Below are 16381 nucleotides of genomic sequence, written 5' to 3'. Positions count from 1 at the left end.
GGTGAGGTCGCCGACGAGGCCGCCGCCGTGGACGACGCCGCCGTCGAACCGGACGGCGGGGTGGGCGCTGCCGGCGCCGGGCAGGCTCAGCTCGACCCGGTCGACGGGGCCGCTGACGAGCCGGTCGGCCCAGGTGAGCGAGTCGCTGCCGGCCAGCCGCGTCTCGCCTCCGGGCGTGGCGATGGTGGCCGCTGCCGAGCCGCTGACCAGGACGGCGACGCCGCCGCCCACGGGCCCCGCGACGGCGCACGTGGCCGGGTCGCCGGTCATGTTGGCCGCGAGCACTTGGGCGGCGCGGCGGGCCAGCGCCCTGCCGTCGCCGCCGGACTCGGCGGTCTCGCGCAGCGCGGTGAGCAGGTCGTCGGCGGCGGCCTCCGCGGAGTCGCACACCAGCAGCAGCCCGCCCAGGTAGGCGACCAGCCCGTTTCCAGGAAGCGGACGCACCACTCCGAAGCCGTGGTCGGTCATGCGTCCTCCCTCACGACCGTGCTGCGCTCATCGGTGCCCTCGCTGCGCTCGGTCACTCAACTCTCCTCCCCGGAAGCCGGCGGTGTCGCGGCACCCGCGCTGCCGTGCCCACCAGCCATACGCATACCCAGACGGCGGGGCCGTGTCGCGATCCCCTCGTCTCGATTCGATGAACCGGTGGCCCGCAACGAACCCCTTAACTGTGCAAGTTTGGCTAAACAGAACACTATCGGCCAGTCGTCGCATCCCAGAAATCGCCGCGGCCCGCCGCTTCGGCGTACCGAAACTGCTGGACACGACCCTAGCGAGGGCCCGCTCCTTAAACGAGTGGGACAAATCAGGCGCCAGTGAAAACCCGGTTCACATCGGCTGTGGCGAGCACGCCGTAGATCTCGCCGCCGTGCTCGACGAGCAGGTATTCGCTGCCCGGCGCCTCGCGCATGGCGTCGATGAGCGGCTCGCCCCTGAGGTCGGCCGCGAGCACCATGTTGGGCTCCAGCGACTTCGCCAGGGAGGCGACGGTGATCCACGGGCGGCGGTGCTCGGGAGTGGCCTGCACGGCCACCTCGTTGACGATGGCGACGGGCCGGCCGTCGTGGTCGACCACGACGATCGCGCCCGCCCGGGTCTCGGCGGCCTGGCGCAGCGCCTCCGACAGCGGCGTCTCTCCGGCCACCGGGATGGCCCTGCGGGCCAGGGCGCGCGCGTCCACCCGGGGGATGCGCTCCCGGATGCGGGCCGCGCGCAGCGACTGGCCGGCGCCCATCCAGATGAACGCGCCCAGCACCAGCGGCCACAGCACGTTGGAGACGTCGCCCTCTCCCCCGCCCCACAGCACGCTCGCCAGCGGGAAGATCACCAGCAGCGCGGCCAGCGCCCGGCCGCCCCAGGCCGCCACGACGGTGCCGGAGCCGGGGCTGCCGCTCAGCTTCCACACGCCGGCGCGCAACATCCGGCCGCCGTCGAGCGGGAGGCCGGGCAGCAGGTTGAACACGCCGACGATGAGGTTGGCGACCCACAGCTGCCAGACGAGCGCCTCCAGGATGCCGCCGCCGTCGACCAGCCACAGGTCGGCGCCGAAGCCGAGCGCGGCGAGGGCGAGCGACAGCAGCGGCCCGACCGCGGCGACCATGAACTCCTTGCCGGGCGTGGGCGGCTCCTTCTCGATCTCGGAGACGCCGCCCAGGAGGTAGAGGGTGATCCTGCGGACCGGCAGGCCGTACGCCTTGGCCAGGACGCTGTGCGCGAGCTCGTGCAGCAGCACCGAGACGTACAGCAGCACGGCGAACACGAACGCGACGCCGTAGGCGGCGGCGGTGCCGAGCTGCGGGAGCCTGGCCTCCATCTGCGGGCCGAACAGGAAGGTGATGAACCCCGCGACGAGGAACCACGTCCATGAGACGTACACCGGAATGCCGAACGGCTTCCCCATCCTCAGACCGGAGAACTCCTGCCGCGGGCTCTGCTCGCTCACCGCACTCCTCGAACGTCCACTACATGCCGATGCTGCCTTGATGCTACGCGGCGGATCAGGTGATCCTCCTCGCGCGAAGGTTATTCTGTCGGGGTCTTGACCTAGAGTGCGGTGCATGACGTCGACCGAACCGGTGATCATCGGAGCTCTCTCCCCGTCCCGGGCGGGCGACTTCATGACCTGTCCCCTGCTCTACCGCTTCCGGGTGATCGACCAGCTGCCCGAGAAGCCGTCGCCGGCGGCGGTGCGTGGCACGGTGGTCCACGCGGTCCTGGAGCGCCTCTACGACCTTCCCGCCCCGCGGCGCTCGGTGGGGGCGGCGCTGGAGCTGCTGGAGCCGCAGTGGCTGCGGCTGCTCGCGGAGGAGCCGCTCTACGCGCAGATGTTCGCCGACGACGCCGAGCGGGAGCAGTGGCTGGCGCAGGCGCGCGGCATGCTGGAGCGCTACTTCAGGCTGGAGGACCCGACGCGGCTGGAGCCGGCCGAGCGGGAGCTCTACGTCGAGGCGGTGCTCGACGGCGGGCTGCTGCTGCGCGGCTACGTCGACCGGCTCGACGTGGCGCCGACCGGCGAGGTCCGGGTGGTCGACTACAAGACGGGCAGCGCTCCGGGGCCGGAGTTCGAGGCCAAGGCGCTGTTCCAGATGAAGTTCTACGCGCTGGTGCTGTGGCGGCTGCGCGGGCAGGTGCCCCGGCTGCTGCAGCTGGTCTACCTCGGCGGCCAGGGCGAGGTGCTGCGTTACGCGCCCGACGAGGCCGACCTGCTGGCCACCGAGCGCAAGGTGATGGCGCTGTGGGCGGCGATCGAGCGCGCGCTGGAGTCGGGCGAGTGGCGGGCGCGCCGCAGCCGGTTGTGCGACTGGTGCGATCACCAGGCGCTGTGCCCGGAGTTCGGCGGCACTCCCCCGCCGGTGCCCGACCGGCAGCCGGGCGACACGGTGCGCAGCAGCCGGCGCGCGGCCACCGACGAGCTCTGACCCCGGCCCGCGGGGGTAGGGGGCGCTTATCCTCCCAGGGGAGGAGGCTGCGGGCTCGCAGCCGGTCCTACAGTGAAGCGGTGCGGATCGACCGGAGCAGGCTCCACGACGTGGTGCTCGCGGGGGCCGTGGCCGCGGCCTCGGTGGCGATGTTCTCCCTGTACGGCCCCGCGCAGCTGCGGGCCGAGGGGCTCCGGGTCGACGGCATGCGGCCGCCCGACGCGTTCGGGGCGCTGCTGGTGGTGCTGGCGTGCGTCCCGGTGGCGGTGCGCAGGCGCTGGCCGCTGGCGGCGTTGTGCGCGGGGCTGGTGCCGGAGACGCTGCTGGCGGCGTTCGGCTACGGCATGGGCGCGGTCGGGCTGGCCGGGCTGGTGCTGCTCTACTCGGTGGCCTCCCACCGGGGGCTGGCGGTGGCGCTGGGCGCGCTGCTGCTCGCCGCCGTGGCGTACGCGCTGACGGCCGGGGCGGGCGGGATGCGGACGGGGTGGAACGAGCACCTGGTGGTGGCCGTGCTGCTGGCGGCGGTGTGGGGGGCCGGCAGGAGCCTGCGGCTGCGGCGGGCGTACATGGAGGAGCTGAAGGACCGGGCGGCCAGGCTGGAGCGGGCGCACGCGGCCGACACCCGGGCGGCGCGGGCCGAGGAGCGCTCCCGGATCGCCCGCGAGCTGCACGACGTGGTGGCCCACCACGTGAGCGTGATGACGGTGCAGGCGGCGGCGGCGCGGCGGGTACTGGCCGCCGATCCCGAGCTGGCGCGCGAGGCGCTGACGGCGATCGAGCACACCGGCCGGCTGGCGATGACGGAGATGCGCAGCATCGTGGGCGTGCTGCGTACCGACGCCGCCGCCGGGACACGGGCCGAGCTGGGGCCGCAGCCGGGCGTGCGTGACCTGTCCGCGCTGGTGGAGCAGATGCGGGAGGCGGGCCTGCCCGCCCGGCTGGTGACGGAGGGCGAGCCGCGGCCGCTGCCCGCGGGGGTCGACCTGGCCGCCTACCGGCTGGTCCAGGAGGGCCTGACCAACAGCCTGCGGCACGCCGGCGCGGGGGCGAAGGCCGTGGTGACCCTCCGGTACGGCCCGCGTGAGCTGGACGTCGCCGTGGCGGACGACGGCGCCGGCGTGGCGGCGCAGCCGTCGTCGCCACCGGGCCACGGTCTGGTGGGCATTCGCGAACGCGTCGCCCTCTATGGTGGAATCCTGAACATCGGTCCGCTGGCAGGGGGCGGTTTCGAGGTGCGGGCGAGGTTCCCGTTGAAGGACGGCCAATGACGATCAGAGTGCTGCTGGTGGACGACCAGCCGCTGCTGCGCACGGGATTCCGCCTGATCCTCGAGGCCGAGCCCGACATCACGGTGGTGGGCCAGGCCGGCGACGGCAAGGGCGCGCAGGAGCAGACGCGGGCGCTGCTGCCCGACGTCGTGCTGATGGACATCCGGATGCCCGGGGTCGACGGCATCGAGGCGACCCGCCGGATCGTGCGGGAGGCGGCGCCGGCGGCGCACGTGCCGAAGGTGCTCGTGCTGACCACGTTCGACCTCGACGAGTACATCGTGGAGGCGCTGCGCGCGGGCGCCTCCGGGTTCCTGTTGAAGGACGTGCCGCCCGACGAGCTGGTGCAGGCGATCCGGGTGGTGGCGGCCGGCGACGCGATCGTGGCGCCGAGCGTGACACGGCGGCTGCTCGACCGGTTCTCCGCGAAGCTGCCGTCGGCGTACGAGCAGGCGACGCCGGCGCGCCTCGACCGGCTGACCGAGCGGGAGCTGGAGGTGCTGCGGCTCATCGCCAAGGGCATGTCCAACGCCGAGATCGCGGCCAAGCTCGTGGTGAGCGAGACGACGGTGAAGACGCACGTCGGCAACGTGCTGACCAAGCTGGGGCTGCGCGACCGCGTGCAGGCCGTGGTGCTGGCCTACGAGACCGGGCTGATCACTCCCGGCGCCCTTCCATGACGGCGCCGCCCGTCCCGGTTCGGGGGCGGGCGGCGGTCACGGGGGCTTCAGCCGGTCTTGGCGGCGGTCTCCGCGGCGGGCAGCTCGGGGGCGTTCTCCGGGAAGTGGCAGGCCACCTGGTGGCCTTCGGCCATCTGGGCGAGCGGCGGCTCGACCTTCTTGCAGATGTCCTGCGCCTTCCAGCAGCGGGTGTGGAAGCGGCACGCGGGCGGCGGGTTGAGCGGGCTCGGCACGTCGCCCTTGAGCCTGATCCGGTCGCGGTCCTTGCGCACCTTCGGGTCGGGCACCGGCACGGCCGACATCAGAGCGTTGGTGTACGGGTGCATCGGCACGCTGTACAGGCTCTTGCGGTCGGCGACCTCGACGATCTTGCCGAGGTACATGACGGCGACCCGGTCACTGATGTGGCGCACCACCGACAGGTCGTGCGCGATCACCACGTAGGTCAGGTCCAGCTCTTTCTGCAGGTCTTCGAGCAGGTTGACGACCTGGGCCTGGATCGACACGTCGAGCGCGGAGACCGGCTCGTCGGCGATGATCAGCTTGGGCTTGAGCGCGAGCGTGCGGGCGATGCCGATGCGCTGGCGCTGGCCGCCGGAGAACTCGTGCGGGTAGCGGTTGTAGTGCTCGGGGTTGAGGCCGACGAGCTCCAGGATGTCCTGGACGGCCTTCTTGACGCCGTTCTCGGTCTTCACGCCCTGGATGCGGTAGGGCGCGCCGACGATGGCGCCGACCGTGTGCCGGGGGTTGAGCGACGAGTACGGGTCCTGGAAGATCATCTGCATGTCGCGCCGGAGCGGCCGGAGCCGGCCCTGGCCCATGTGCGAGATGTCCTGGCCCTCGAAGACGATCTTGCCGGCGGTGGGCTCCAGGAGCCGGGTCACCAGCCGTCCCGTGGTGGACTTGCCGCAGCCGGACTCGCCCACCAGGCCGAGCGTCTCGCCCTTGAACACGTCGAAGCTGATCCCGTCGACCGCCTTGACGGCGCCGACCTGTCTCTTGAACAGGCCCTTGGTGACGGGGAAGTGCTTCTCCATGTTCTGCACGGACAGAAGCGGCTCGTTTTCGCTCACTGGGTCTCCAGCACTGGCTTGATCTCGTTCTCCCACAGGCCGCGCCGCTCTTCCCTGCTCATGTGGCAGCGCACCAGATGGCCGCCCTCGGTCTCGGCGAGGGCCGGGACCTCGGTCGTGGCCTTGTCTCCTGTGCGCTCGGCGTACGGGCAGCGGGGGTGGAAGGCACATCCGGGCGGCACGTTGATCAGCGACGGCGGCGAGCCCTTGATCGGCAGCAGCCGCTCGGTGGGCTCGCGGTCGAGGCGCGGCATGGAGCCCAGCAGGCCCCAGGTGTAGGGGTGCTCGGGGCGGTAGAAGACGTCTTCCGCGCTGCCGTACTCGACGCACTTGCCGCCGTACATGACGAGGATGTCGTCGGACAGCTCGGCGACCACGCCCAGGTCGTGCGTGATGATGATCAGCGCGGAGTTGAACTCGCGCTGCAGGTCGCGCATGAGGTCGAGGATCTGCGCCTGGACGGTCACGTCGAGCGCGGTGGTCGGCTCGTCGGCGATGAGCAGCTCGGGGTCGCACGAGAGCGCCATCGCGATCATGGCGCGCTGGCGCATGCCGCCGGAGAACTCGTGCGGGTAGCTGTCGACGCGCCTGGCCGGCTCGGGGATGCCGACGCGGCCCAGCATGTCGACGGCGTGCTTGCGGGCCACCTGCTTGGAGACGTCGTTGTGGATGCGGTAGGCCTCGATGATCTGCTGGCCGACCGTGTAGTAGGGGTGCATCGACGACAGCGGATCCTGGAAGATCATCGCCATCTTCTTGCCGCGCAGGGAGCGGACGTGCTCGGTGCTGGCCCCGATGAGCTCCTCGCCGTCGAGCCAGATCTCGCCGGACAGCCGGGCGCGGCCCCCCTTGTGCAGCCCCAGGATGCCGAGGCTGGTCACGCTCTTGCCGGAGCCGGACTCGCCCACGATGCCGAGGGTCTTGCCGCGCTCGACGCCGAACGACAGCCCGTCGACCGACTTGACGAGGCCGTCGTCGGTCGGGAAGTGGATCTTCAGGTCTTTGACGTCCAGGAAGCTCACGACAACCTCACCCTCGGGTCGACCACGGCGTAGAGCAGGTCGACGACCAGGCTCGCGATCACCACGAACATCGCGGCGACCAGTACGACGCCCATCACCTGCGGCATGTCCTGGGTCCTGATGGCCAGGATGGCGTACTGACCGAGCCCGGGCAGAGTATAGGTGGTCTCGGTGAGGATGGCGCCGCCGATGAGCAGGCCGAAGTCGATGCCGAAGAGGGTCAGGATGGGCGTCAGCGTGGCGCGCAGGCCGTGCTTGACGACCACCTGTCTCTCACGCAGGCCCTTGGCCCTGGCGGTGCGGATGTAGTCCTCCCCCATCGTCTCCAGCATCCCGGCCCGGGTGAGCCGGGCGTAGGTGGCGGCGAACAGGAACGCCAGCGTGATCCACGGCAGCAGCAGGTTGTAGGCCCACTCGGCGGGATTCTCCGAGAAGTCGGTCCACGCGCCGCCCGGCGGGGTCCAGCCCAGGCCGTAGCTGAAGACGACCAGGGAGATCATGCCGGTGAAGAAGATGGGCAGCGACACGCCCGCGAGCGCGGTGCCCATCGTCAGCCGGTCGAAGAAGCTGCCCCGGCGCAGCGCGGAGAGCACGCCCACGGCGACGCCCGCGACGACCCAGATGAGCGCGGCACCGATGGCCAGGGAGAAGGTCACCGGCAGGCGATCGAGCAGGTCCGGCCAGACCGGCTGCCCGGTGATGAAGGAATATCCGAAGCACGGTGCGGGGCAATGCTCGACACCCGCCCCGTAGTCGTACTGGGCGCCGGCGAAGAGGCCCTTGACGAAGTTGCCGTACTGCACGACCACCGGGTCGTAGAAGCCCAGCCGCTCGGCCACCAGGTGGACCGTCTCCGGTGTGGCCGCCCGGCCGACGTAACGCGACGCCATGGCCTCGGGGGTCGCCCCCGCCCACTGCGGCACGACGTAGAAGATGCCGAAGGTGACCATGCTGATGACGACGAGCATGGCGAACGCGCCGATCAGACGCCTGATGATATATGTGAGCACCGCTACCGGCCGAGTGGCCCGCCCGCGGGCGGGCCACTCCTGCCTTCACCTGCCTTCGCTAGATCCCCGAACCTCGCCTTGTGGTCACTCGACGCCGAGCATGGCGTAGTCGTACATGCTCTGGCCCTCGTTGTAGGCGACGTTCGTCACGCCCTGGCCGCGCATGAGCAGCGACTTGGCCCACACCACGGGAAGGATGGAGGCGTCCTCCATGACCTTCTTGTCGACCTCGACCCACAGCTTCGCGCGGGCCGTCTCGTCAAGCTCGGCCGAGGCCTGGTCGATCAGCTTGTCGACCTCGGGGTTCTTGACGCTGAGGTTGTAGTTGCCGGCGTCGCGGATCGTGCGGCTGTCGACGATGGCCTGCATGAATCCGTAGCCGTCAGGCCAGTCGGAGCCCCAGCCGTGGCCGGCCAGGCCGATGCCGTTCTTCTTGACGTAGTCGACGTTGCCGGCGTAGTCGGAGAAGTAGCTGGAGGCCGGGAAGCCCTTGAGCGTCAGCTTGATGCCGACCCGGGCGAGGGCCTGCTCCATGGCCTCGGCCAGCGCCTTCTCGCGCGGGCGGTCGGCCCGGAAGGCCATCGTGGTGGAGAAGCCGTTCGGCTGCCCGCAGGCGGTCAGCGCCTCCTTGGCCTTGGCCACGTCACCCTTGTTGTCCGCCGAGGGGTACTGGTCGAACTTCTCCTGGCCGACGATGCCGGGCGGCATCACGTTGGTCGCGATCTCGCCGCCGGCGACCTCGCCTCCGTAGGCGGTCTGGTTGGCGACGCGGTCGGCGGCCCACATGATGGCCTTGCGGCAGTTGACGTTGTCCAGCGGCGGCGTGTCCGGGATGACCGAGACGTACCAGAGCCTGGGGATCGTCGGGTTGTCCGTACGAGCCTTCAGCGCCGGGTCGGGCAGCACCTTGCCGAGCGCGGCGGGCTGCATGCCGGTGCCGGGGATGTCGAGCTGGATGTCACCGGCGATGAGCTGGTTGTCCAGGTCGTCGGCGTTGACGTTGAGCTGCACCTCGATGCGGTCGGGCAGCGCGGGACGGTTCGGGTCGGTCGTCGGGTCCCACTGGTCGTTGCGGACCAGCGTGAACCGCTTGCCGATCTCGTTCGTCTCGAACTTGTACGGGCCGGACGAGATGACCTTCTCGCGGTACTTGGCGCCCGTGTCCTTGTCCTTCGGCACCGGGGCCGTCATCGGCATCTGGACGACGTAGTCCATCGACGCGAACGGCTTCTTCAGGTGGAAGACCAGCGTCGAGTCGTCGGTCGCCTCGACGGCCGAGGAGAAGTCGACGTCAGGCGTCTTGTAGACGCCCTTGAAGTCCTCCGGCCACTCGAGCAGCTCGTTGAGGTAGGAGGGGCCGTGCGGGAAGGTCTCCTTGTCGAAGCTGCGGGCCACCGCGTACGCCACGTCCTTGGCGGTGATCGGCGTGCCGTCCTCGAACTTCAGGCCGCTCTTCAGCTTGTACGTCCACGTCTTGCCGTCCTCGCTCGGCTCACCGAGCGACTCGGCCAGGTCGGGGACGACCGTGTTGCCCTCGGGACCGGGGCCCGGCTTGTACATCGTCAGCGTCCGCCAGTAGAAGCGGCCGAAGTTGAACGAGTAGCCGTAGTAGGTGTCACCCGGGTCGAGGCTGTCCCAGTCGGCGGAGTGGGCCGCCTTGAGGGTCCCGCCCTTCTTCGTGGACGGGTTGAACACCCCGGTCACGGCGGCGTTGAACGCGGCTTGCGCGCCGCCACCCGACGCGGAGGCGGCCGGCTGGGCCGTGCCGCCACCGCCGCCACAGGCGGAGAGCACCAGGGCGAGCACCGCTGTCGCGGCTCCTGCCAGTGCGTGTTTCCTTCTCATTGACTAACCCCTTGATGAGTGAGATGCGGGGGATGAAGCGCCTTGCGGTGGATCAGTGCGCTCGGGGGTCGAAGGCGTCCCTCAAGCCATCGCCGAACAGGTTGAACGCCAGGACGGTGATGAAGATCGCCAGACCCGGGAAGATCACGAAGTGGGGCAGCGTGTAGAAGCGAACCGCCTCGGACAGCATGCCACCCCAGGTGGGGGTGGGCGGGTTGATGCCAACGCCCAGGAACGAGAGCGAGGCCTCGAACAGGATGTTGGTCGGGATGAGCAGGGTCGCGTACACCAGGATCGGCGCCACCAGGTTCGGCAGCACCTCACGGAAGATGATGTAGCCGTTACGGGCGCCGAGGCTCTTGGCGGCGTCCACGAACTCCCGCTCACGCAGCGACAACGTCTGGCCGCGCACGATGCGGCCGATGCTGGGCCAGCTGAAGAACCCGATGATGAAGATCAGCATCGCGATCCGCAGGCCGTTGCCCTCCAGGCCGAACCCCTGGTCGGGGATCACGCCCGCCAGCGCGATCGCGAAGACCAGCAGCGGGAAGGCGAGGAAGACGTCCATGATGCGGCCGATGACCTGGTCGACCCAGCCGCCGAAGTAGCCGGCGATGACGCCCAGGACGGTGCCGATGATCACGGAGACCACCGTGGCGAGGAAGCCGATCAGCAGCGAGATCCACGCCCCGGCGACGATCCGGCTGAAGATGTCACGGCCGTTGACCGGCTCGACACCGAGCAGGTACTCGCCGCCCATGCCGCCGAATGTGCCCTTGGGCAGCAGCGTGGCCGGGTCGATCTGATCCTGGTGGAACTCCAGCGGCGGATGGCCGAAGGCAGCGATGATCGGCGAGGAGAAGATCGCCACGAGGATCAGCAGGACGACGACACCGCCGCCCGCCAGCGCGACCTTGTCGCGCCTGAGGCGCATCCACGCGATCCGGGTGAGAGACCGGCCCTGGATGGCCTTGCCCGCTCCCGCGAGCACCGACTCCGGATGCGCTTCTGCCGCGGAACCGGACACGTCTAGCGGTGCGGTCATGCCGAATTGCCCCCTGGAACCAGACGACGCTGTCTAAACGCGTAGTGAACTTCAGACCGCGTGGTCGCGGACCTCAGGAGGCAGAATCTATGCGTTGAGCTGCGCTGACTAGTCCCCCAGGGCGCTATGTGGCTAATCTGTGATTCAGGCGAAACGGATTCGTATCGGTCCCCGGGACGATGTCCGGAGTACGTACCGATTACATCTCGAAACCGTGACAAACCCGCCCGGAGCGCCCAAGTCTCAGCCGATGCCGCGGCGCTTGAGAAGCTCCTCGATGTCCGAAAAGTCGTCGTCTGCGGCGGCCGGTTTCCGCTCGGCCTTCTGGGCCGGCTTCGGCTTGGTCCCCGTGTTCTGCGGCGGTGTGGCGCCCACGGCCGGACGGCTCGCGCCCTGCTGCACCGCCGGCTCGGCGGCGGCTTCCTTCTTCTTGAGCTTGCGCCCCCGCATCACGCCGGAGACCACGAACAGCACGGCTGACAGGCCCGCCACCGCCACGCCCGCCCACACGGCGGGGTTGAACACCAGGTTGGTCACGAACCCCACGAGGGTGGAGCCGATCGTCCACAGCGCCGGCAGCGCGCCGGTCAGGTAGGCCGCCAGCGGCAGCAGCGCCCACGCCGTCGTGCGCAGCCCCGGGGCCGCTCCCCTGCGCCGGAAGGCCAGGAACGCCAGCACCAGCCCCGCGATGGTCAACCCTCCGCACAGCGGCAGCCAGGCGATCTGGTTGAACGTGTCCATGTGCCGTCCCCTCGTCGTGGCTCCTGCCTCCATCCTGGCACGCGAATCCGCGCGCGCCTCCTCCCCGAGAATTACTTGTCCCTTAGGGGAAACCCGGACAGGGGCCGCCTTCGCGCGGGCTCAGGACCTCAGCAGCGCCCGCAGATCGGCCACCCCCACGTCCTCCAGCGAGGACACCACCAGGCGGCCCGGAGCGGGCTCGACGGGCAGCAGGTTGGGCACCGCCACGACGGCGCAGCCGGCGGCCGTCGCCGCCGCCACGCCGTTCGGGGAGTCCTCCAGGACGACGCAGTGCACCGGCTCCACGCCCAGCCGCCGCGCGGCCGTCAGGTACGGCTCCGGATCCGGCTTCGTCCGCAGGACGTCGTCGGCCGTCACCACGAGGTCGAACCGGTCGCGGCCGAAGCCCTTCAGCACGGCGTCGGCGATCTCCTTCAGCGACGAGGTCACCAGCCCCACGGGCACCCCCTCGGCCCGCAGCGCGTCGAGCAGCTCGGCGGCGCCCGGCATGACGACCACGCCCTGCGACAGGCGCGCCACCATCCCGGCCACCATCCAGTCGCGGACGTCCTCGGGCGCCACGTCGGCGCTGGACACGTCCAGCATGTACTCGACCGTGCGTTCCATGGACCCGCCGACCAGGTGGGCCTGGTGCTCGGGCGTCCACCGCGCGCCCAGCCGGTCCATCACCTCGGTCTCGATCTCCAGCCAGACCCGCTCGCTGTCGACCAGCAGGCCGTCCATGTCGAAGAAGACCGCTTCCACCCGTGCTCCCGATCGGTTGTGTCCGCCCGCCAGTGTGGCCGCCCGTTCTGAACGCCGGGCGAGGACGACCCCGCCCGTACGTGAACGGCGGCCGAGAACGCCGTGCCGACCTGCGCGTACGCGGCGTCGCGGCCCGGGAGGCGCGGCGGGAGGCCGCCACCCGGGCCGGACGCGAGGCCGTCAGACGTTGAAGTATTTCGCCTCGGGGTGGTGGGCGACCAGGGCCGAGGTGGCCTGCTCGGGGTGGAGCTGGAACTCCTCCGACAGCGTCACCCCGATGCGCTCGGGCGCCAGCAGCTCGAACAGCTGCTTCTGGTCCTCCAGGTTGGGGCAGGCCGGGTAGCCGAAGGAGTAGCGGCAGCCCCGGACGTTGACCTTGAGCATGTCGTCGAGCGACTCCTCGCCGCCGATGCCGAGCTCCGCGCGCACCCGCGCGTGCCAGTATTCGGCCAGCGCCTCGGTGAGCTGCACCGACAGTCCGTGCAGCTCGAGGTAGTCGCGGTAGGCGTCCTTCGCGAACAGCTCGGCGGTGGCCTCGGCGATCCTCGAGCCCATGGTGACGATCTGGAAGCCGACCACGTCGACCTCGCCGGAGTCCTTCGAGCGGAAGAAGTCGGCCAGGCACAGGTGGCGGTCGCGGCGCTGGCGCGGGAACGTGAAGCGGGTGCGCTCGCCCCCGTCGTCGTCGAGGATGATGAGCGAGTCGCCGTCGGAGACGCACGGGAAGTAGCCGTAGACGACGGCCGCCTCCAGCAGGCCCTCGGTCTGGATGCGGTCGAGCCACATGCGCAGCCGCGGCCGGCCCTCGGTCTCGACCAGCTCGTCGTAGCCGGGGCCGTCGCCGCCCCTGGTGGGCTTGAGCCCCCACTGGCCGAGGAACAGCGCCCGCTCGTCGAGGAAGGCGGAGTATTCGGCCAGCGAGACGCCCTTGACGATGCGGTCGCCGATGAACGGCGCCGTCGGCACCGGGTTGCCGGTGGCCACGTCGGAGCGGGCCGGCAGCTCCTCGACGGGCGTGCGCTGCAGCACGGCGCCGGTCTTGACGCGGCGCTCGCGCAGCGGCGGCAGCGCCGCGCCCGGCACGCCGCGCTTGACCGCCATGAACGCGTCCATCAGCCGCAGCCCCTCGAACGCGTCGCGCGCGTAGCGCACCTCGCCGTCGAACACCTCCGCGAGGTCCTGCTCGACGTAGGCGCGGGTCAGGGCGGCGCCGCCGAGCAGCACGGGGTATTTCTCGCCCAGGCCCCTGGAGTTCATCTCCTCCAGGTTCTCCTTCATGACGACCGTCGACTTCACCAGCAGGCCGGACATGCCGATGACGTCGGCCTGCTGCTCGTCGGCGGCCTCCAGGATGGCCGAGACCGGCTGCTTGATGCCGAGGTTGACCACCTGGTAGCCGTTGTTGGACAGGATGATGTCGACGAGGTTCTTGCCGATGTCGTGCACGTCGCCCTTGACGGTGGCCAGCACGATGCGGCCCTTGGTCTCGCCCTCGACGCGGTCCATGTGGGGCTCGAGGTAGGCGACGGCGGCCTTCATCACCTCGGCCGACTGCAGCACGAACGGCAGCTGCATCTCTCCGGAGCCGAACAGCTCGCCGACCGTCTTCATGCCGTCGAGCAGCACCTCGTTGATGATCTCGAGGGCGGGACGCTGCTCGAGCGCGGTGTCGAGGTCGGCCTCCAGGCCCTTGCGCTCGCCGTCGATGACGCGCCGCTTGAGCCGCTCGTTCAGCGGCAGCGCGGCCAGCTCCTCGGCCTTGCCGGCGCGCACGGCGGCGGCGTCGACGCCCTCGAACAGCTCCATGAAGCGCTGCAGCGGGTCGTAGCCCTCGCGGCGGCGGTCGTAGACCATGTCGAGCGCGACCTGGCGCTGCTCGTCGGGGATGCGGGCCATCGGCACGATCTTGGAGGCGTGCACGATGGCGGAGTCGAGCCCGGCGTTGACGCACTCGTTGAGGAACACCGAGTTGAGCACCATGCGGGCGGCCGGGTTGAGGCCGAAGCTGATGTTGGACAGCCCCAGCGTGGTCTGCACACCCGGGTAGCGGCGCTTGAGCTCGCGGATGGCCTCGATGGTCTCCAGGCCGTCGCGCCGGGTCTCCTCCTGGCCCGTCGCGATCGGGAAGGTCAGGCAGTCGACGATGATGTCGTCGACCTGCATGCCCCAGTTGTTCGTCAGGTCCTCGATCAGGCGGGTGGCCACCCGCACCTTCCACTCGGCGGTGCGGGCCTGGCCCTCCTCGTCGATGGTCAGCGCGACGACGGCCGCGCCGTGCTCGCGCACGAGCCGCATGATCTTCTGGAAGCGGGAGTCGGGGCCGTCGCCGTCCTCGTAGTTGACGGAGTTGACCGCGGCGCGTCCGCCCAGCATCTCGAGACCGGCCTGCAGCACCGCGGGTTCGGTCGAGTCGAGCATGATCGGCAGCGTGGAGGCGGTGGCGAAGCGGAAGGCCAGCTCCTTCATGTCGGCCACGCCGTCGCGGCCGACGTAGTCGACGCACAGGTCGAGCATGTGGGCGCCGTCGCGGGCCTGCTCGCGGGCCGTCTCCACGCAGTCGTCCCAGCGGCCCTCCAGCATCGCCTCGCGGAAGGCCTTGGAGCCGTTGGTGTTGCAGCGCTCGCCGATGGCGAGGTAGGAGGTGTCCTGCCGGAACGGGACGGTCTGGTAGAGCGAGGACGCGCCCGGCTCCGGGTGGGGGCGGCGCGCCTCGGTCTGCTTGCCGCGCACCCGCTCGACCACCTGGCGCAGGTGCTCGGGCGTGGTGCCGCAGCAGCCGCCGACCAGCGACAGGCCGTAGTCGTGGGTGAAGGCGTCGTGGGCGTCGGCCAGCTCCTCCGCGCCCAGCGGGTAGTGGGCGCCGTCGGAGGTCAGCACGGGCAGGCCGGCGTTGGGCATGCAGGACAGCTTCAGCCGCGAGTGACGGGCGAGGTAGCGCAGGTGCTCGCTCATCTCGGCCGGGCCGGTGGCGCAGTTGAGGCCGATGACGTCGACGCCGAGCGGCTCGATCGCGGTCAGCGCGGCGCCGATCTCCGAACCGAGCAGCATCGCGCCGTTGGTCTCGATCGTCACCTGAGCAATGATCGGCACGTCCTTGCCGGAGGCCTCGATGGCGCGCCTGGCACCGACGACGGCGGCCTTGACCTGGAGCAGGTCCTGGCAGGTCTCGATGATGATCGCGTCGGCGCCGCCCGCGATGAGGCCCGCGGCGTTGTCGCGGTAGGCGTCGCGCAGGCCGGCGTACGGCAGGTGGCCGAGCGTGGGCAGCTTGGTGCCGGGGCCCATGGAGCCGAGCACGAAGCGCGGCTGGTCGGGCGTGGACCAGTGGTCGGCGGACTCGCGGGCGATGCGGGCGCCCGCCTCGGAGAACTCGAAGACGCGCTCGGAGATGTCGTATTCGCCGAGGGCGGCCAGGTTGGCGCCGAAGGTGTTGGTCTCCACGCAGTCGACGCCGACGGCGAAGTAGGCGTCGTGGACGCCGCGCACGATGTCGGGCCGGGTGACGTTGAGCACCTCGTTGCAGCCCTCGTGGCCGTGGAAGTCGTCGAGGGTCGGCTCCTGCGCCTGGAGCATCGTGCCCATCGCGCCGTCGGCTACCACGACGCGCTGGGACAACACTTCTCGGAAGGACGGGGAGATGCTCATGAGGTGAAGCTTATCGGGTGCGTCTCGAGCGGCTGCGCGCCGGCGCTTCCCCCTGGACCTTACCGGCCCCCTACACCCGGAACGACCACGGCGTACGGACGGGACGGCGTGCCTCGCGCGTGCGCGGGTGGAGCAGCTGCCCCGTTTCGTCGCAGGCATGCCTGGGTTCGCCCGACGCGAAACGCCCGCCCGTCCGCCGTGGCGGGGCCCCGGGGCGGGACGGCGTCGGGCGGCGGCGCGGAGCGGGAGGAGCGGCGGCGCGGCACCGCGGTGGAAGGCCCCGTGGAGCTGCGGAAAGATCGCGCGGAGCCGGCGGGCACGCCGGTGACGGGGGTGAAGGCCGCGGCGGTGGGGACGCCGGGGAACGGG

The 16381-nt window shown here is 70.7% G+C and carries 12 protein-coding genes and 1 pseudogene; 3 read left to right on the top strand and 10 right to left on the bottom strand.

The genetic code is table 11. The features are described 5' to 3' along the window. Together E1286_RS38585 and E1286_RS38580 are read right to left on the bottom strand one after the other, a co-directional pair. Positions 1–468: pseudogene (locus E1286_RS38585) on the bottom strand (FHA domain-containing protein); the annotation flags it as partial. A 337-nt stretch (positions 469–805) separates the two neighbouring features. Beyond that, positions 806–1900, bottom strand: coding sequence for a site-2 protease family protein (locus tag E1286_RS38580; RefSeq protein ID WP_165970104.1), 1095 nt, complete (start codon positions 1898–1900; stop codon positions 806–808). 157 nt (positions 1901–2057) lie between these two features. Here E1286_RS38580 and E1286_RS38575 point away from each other — a divergent pair, with 157 nt between their 5' ends. The 3 genes from E1286_RS38575 to E1286_RS38565 all read left to right on the top strand — a co-directional run bounded on the left by E1286_RS38575 (position 2058) and on the right by E1286_RS38565 (position 4866). Further along, positions 2058–2918 (top strand): RecB family exonuclease, encoded by an 861-nt coding sequence (locus tag E1286_RS38575; RefSeq protein WP_132620822.1) that lies wholly within the window; start codon positions 2058–2060, stop codon positions 2916–2918. A gap of 80 nt (positions 2919–2998) precedes the next feature. Further along, entirely contained in the window at positions 2999–4186 is a 1188-nt protein-coding gene (locus E1286_RS51540) for a sensor histidine kinase (protein WP_132620820.1), read from the top strand. Further along, positions 4183–4866 (top strand): response regulator, encoded by a 684-nt coding sequence (locus E1286_RS38565; RefSeq protein WP_132620818.1) that lies wholly within the window; start codon positions 4183–4185, stop codon positions 4864–4866. Before E1286_RS51540 ends, E1286_RS38565 begins: the two co-directional genes overlap by 4 nt. 47 nt (positions 4867–4913) lie before the next feature. Here E1286_RS38565 and E1286_RS38560 read toward each other — a convergent pair whose 3' ends face one another. The 8 genes from E1286_RS38560 to metH form a co-directional block, all read right to left on the bottom strand. Continuing rightward, complete coding sequence (locus E1286_RS38560) at positions 4914–5903, bottom strand: ABC transporter ATP-binding protein (protein ID WP_165970103.1); 990 nt, start codon at positions 5901–5903, stop codon at positions 4914–4916. 32 nt (positions 5904–5935) lie between these two features. Next, entirely contained in the window at positions 5936–6961 is a 1026-nt protein-coding gene (locus E1286_RS49595; RefSeq protein WP_132620814.1) for an ABC transporter ATP-binding protein, read from the bottom strand. Then, on the bottom strand, positions 6958–7971 hold the full coding sequence (locus tag E1286_RS38550) for an ABC transporter permease (protein ID WP_132620812.1): 1014 nt from the start codon (positions 7969–7971) through the stop codon (positions 6958–6960). Before E1286_RS38550 ends, E1286_RS49595 begins: the two co-directional genes overlap by 4 nt. Positions 7972–8055: 84 nt before the next feature. After that, positions 8056–9816, bottom strand: coding sequence for an ABC transporter substrate-binding protein (locus E1286_RS38545; protein ID WP_165970102.1), 1761 nt, complete (start codon positions 9814–9816; stop codon positions 8056–8058). Positions 9817–9868: 52 nt separating this feature from the next. Beyond that, complete coding sequence (locus E1286_RS38540; RefSeq protein WP_132620810.1) at positions 9869–10861, bottom strand: ABC transporter permease; 993 nt, start codon at positions 10859–10861, stop codon at positions 9869–9871. Between the two features lie 243 nt (positions 10862–11104). Continuing rightward, entirely contained in the window at positions 11105–11602 is a 498-nt protein-coding gene (locus tag E1286_RS38535; protein WP_132620808.1) for a cellulose synthase, read from the bottom strand. 120 nt (positions 11603–11722) lie between these two features. Beyond that, positions 11723–12367, bottom strand: coding sequence for an HAD family hydrolase (locus E1286_RS38530; protein ID WP_132620806.1), 645 nt, complete (start codon positions 12365–12367; stop codon positions 11723–11725). 180 nt (positions 12368–12547) lie between these two features. After that, the gene (metH, locus tag E1286_RS38525) at positions 12548–16012 is read right to left on the bottom strand and encodes a methionine synthase (protein ID WP_132620804.1); all 3465 of its coding nucleotides are present in this window, start codon (positions 16010–16012) and stop codon (positions 12548–12550) included. Positions 16013–16381 lie beyond the last annotated feature (369 nt).

The organism is Nonomuraea terrae, from assembly GCF_004348995.1.
Taxonomy (GTDB): domain Bacteria; phylum Actinomycetota; class Actinomycetes; order Streptosporangiales; family Streptosporangiaceae; genus Nonomuraea; species Nonomuraea terrae.
Note: the sequence above shows the minus strand (reverse complement) of the source record. Positions and strands in the feature narration are given on the sequence as shown.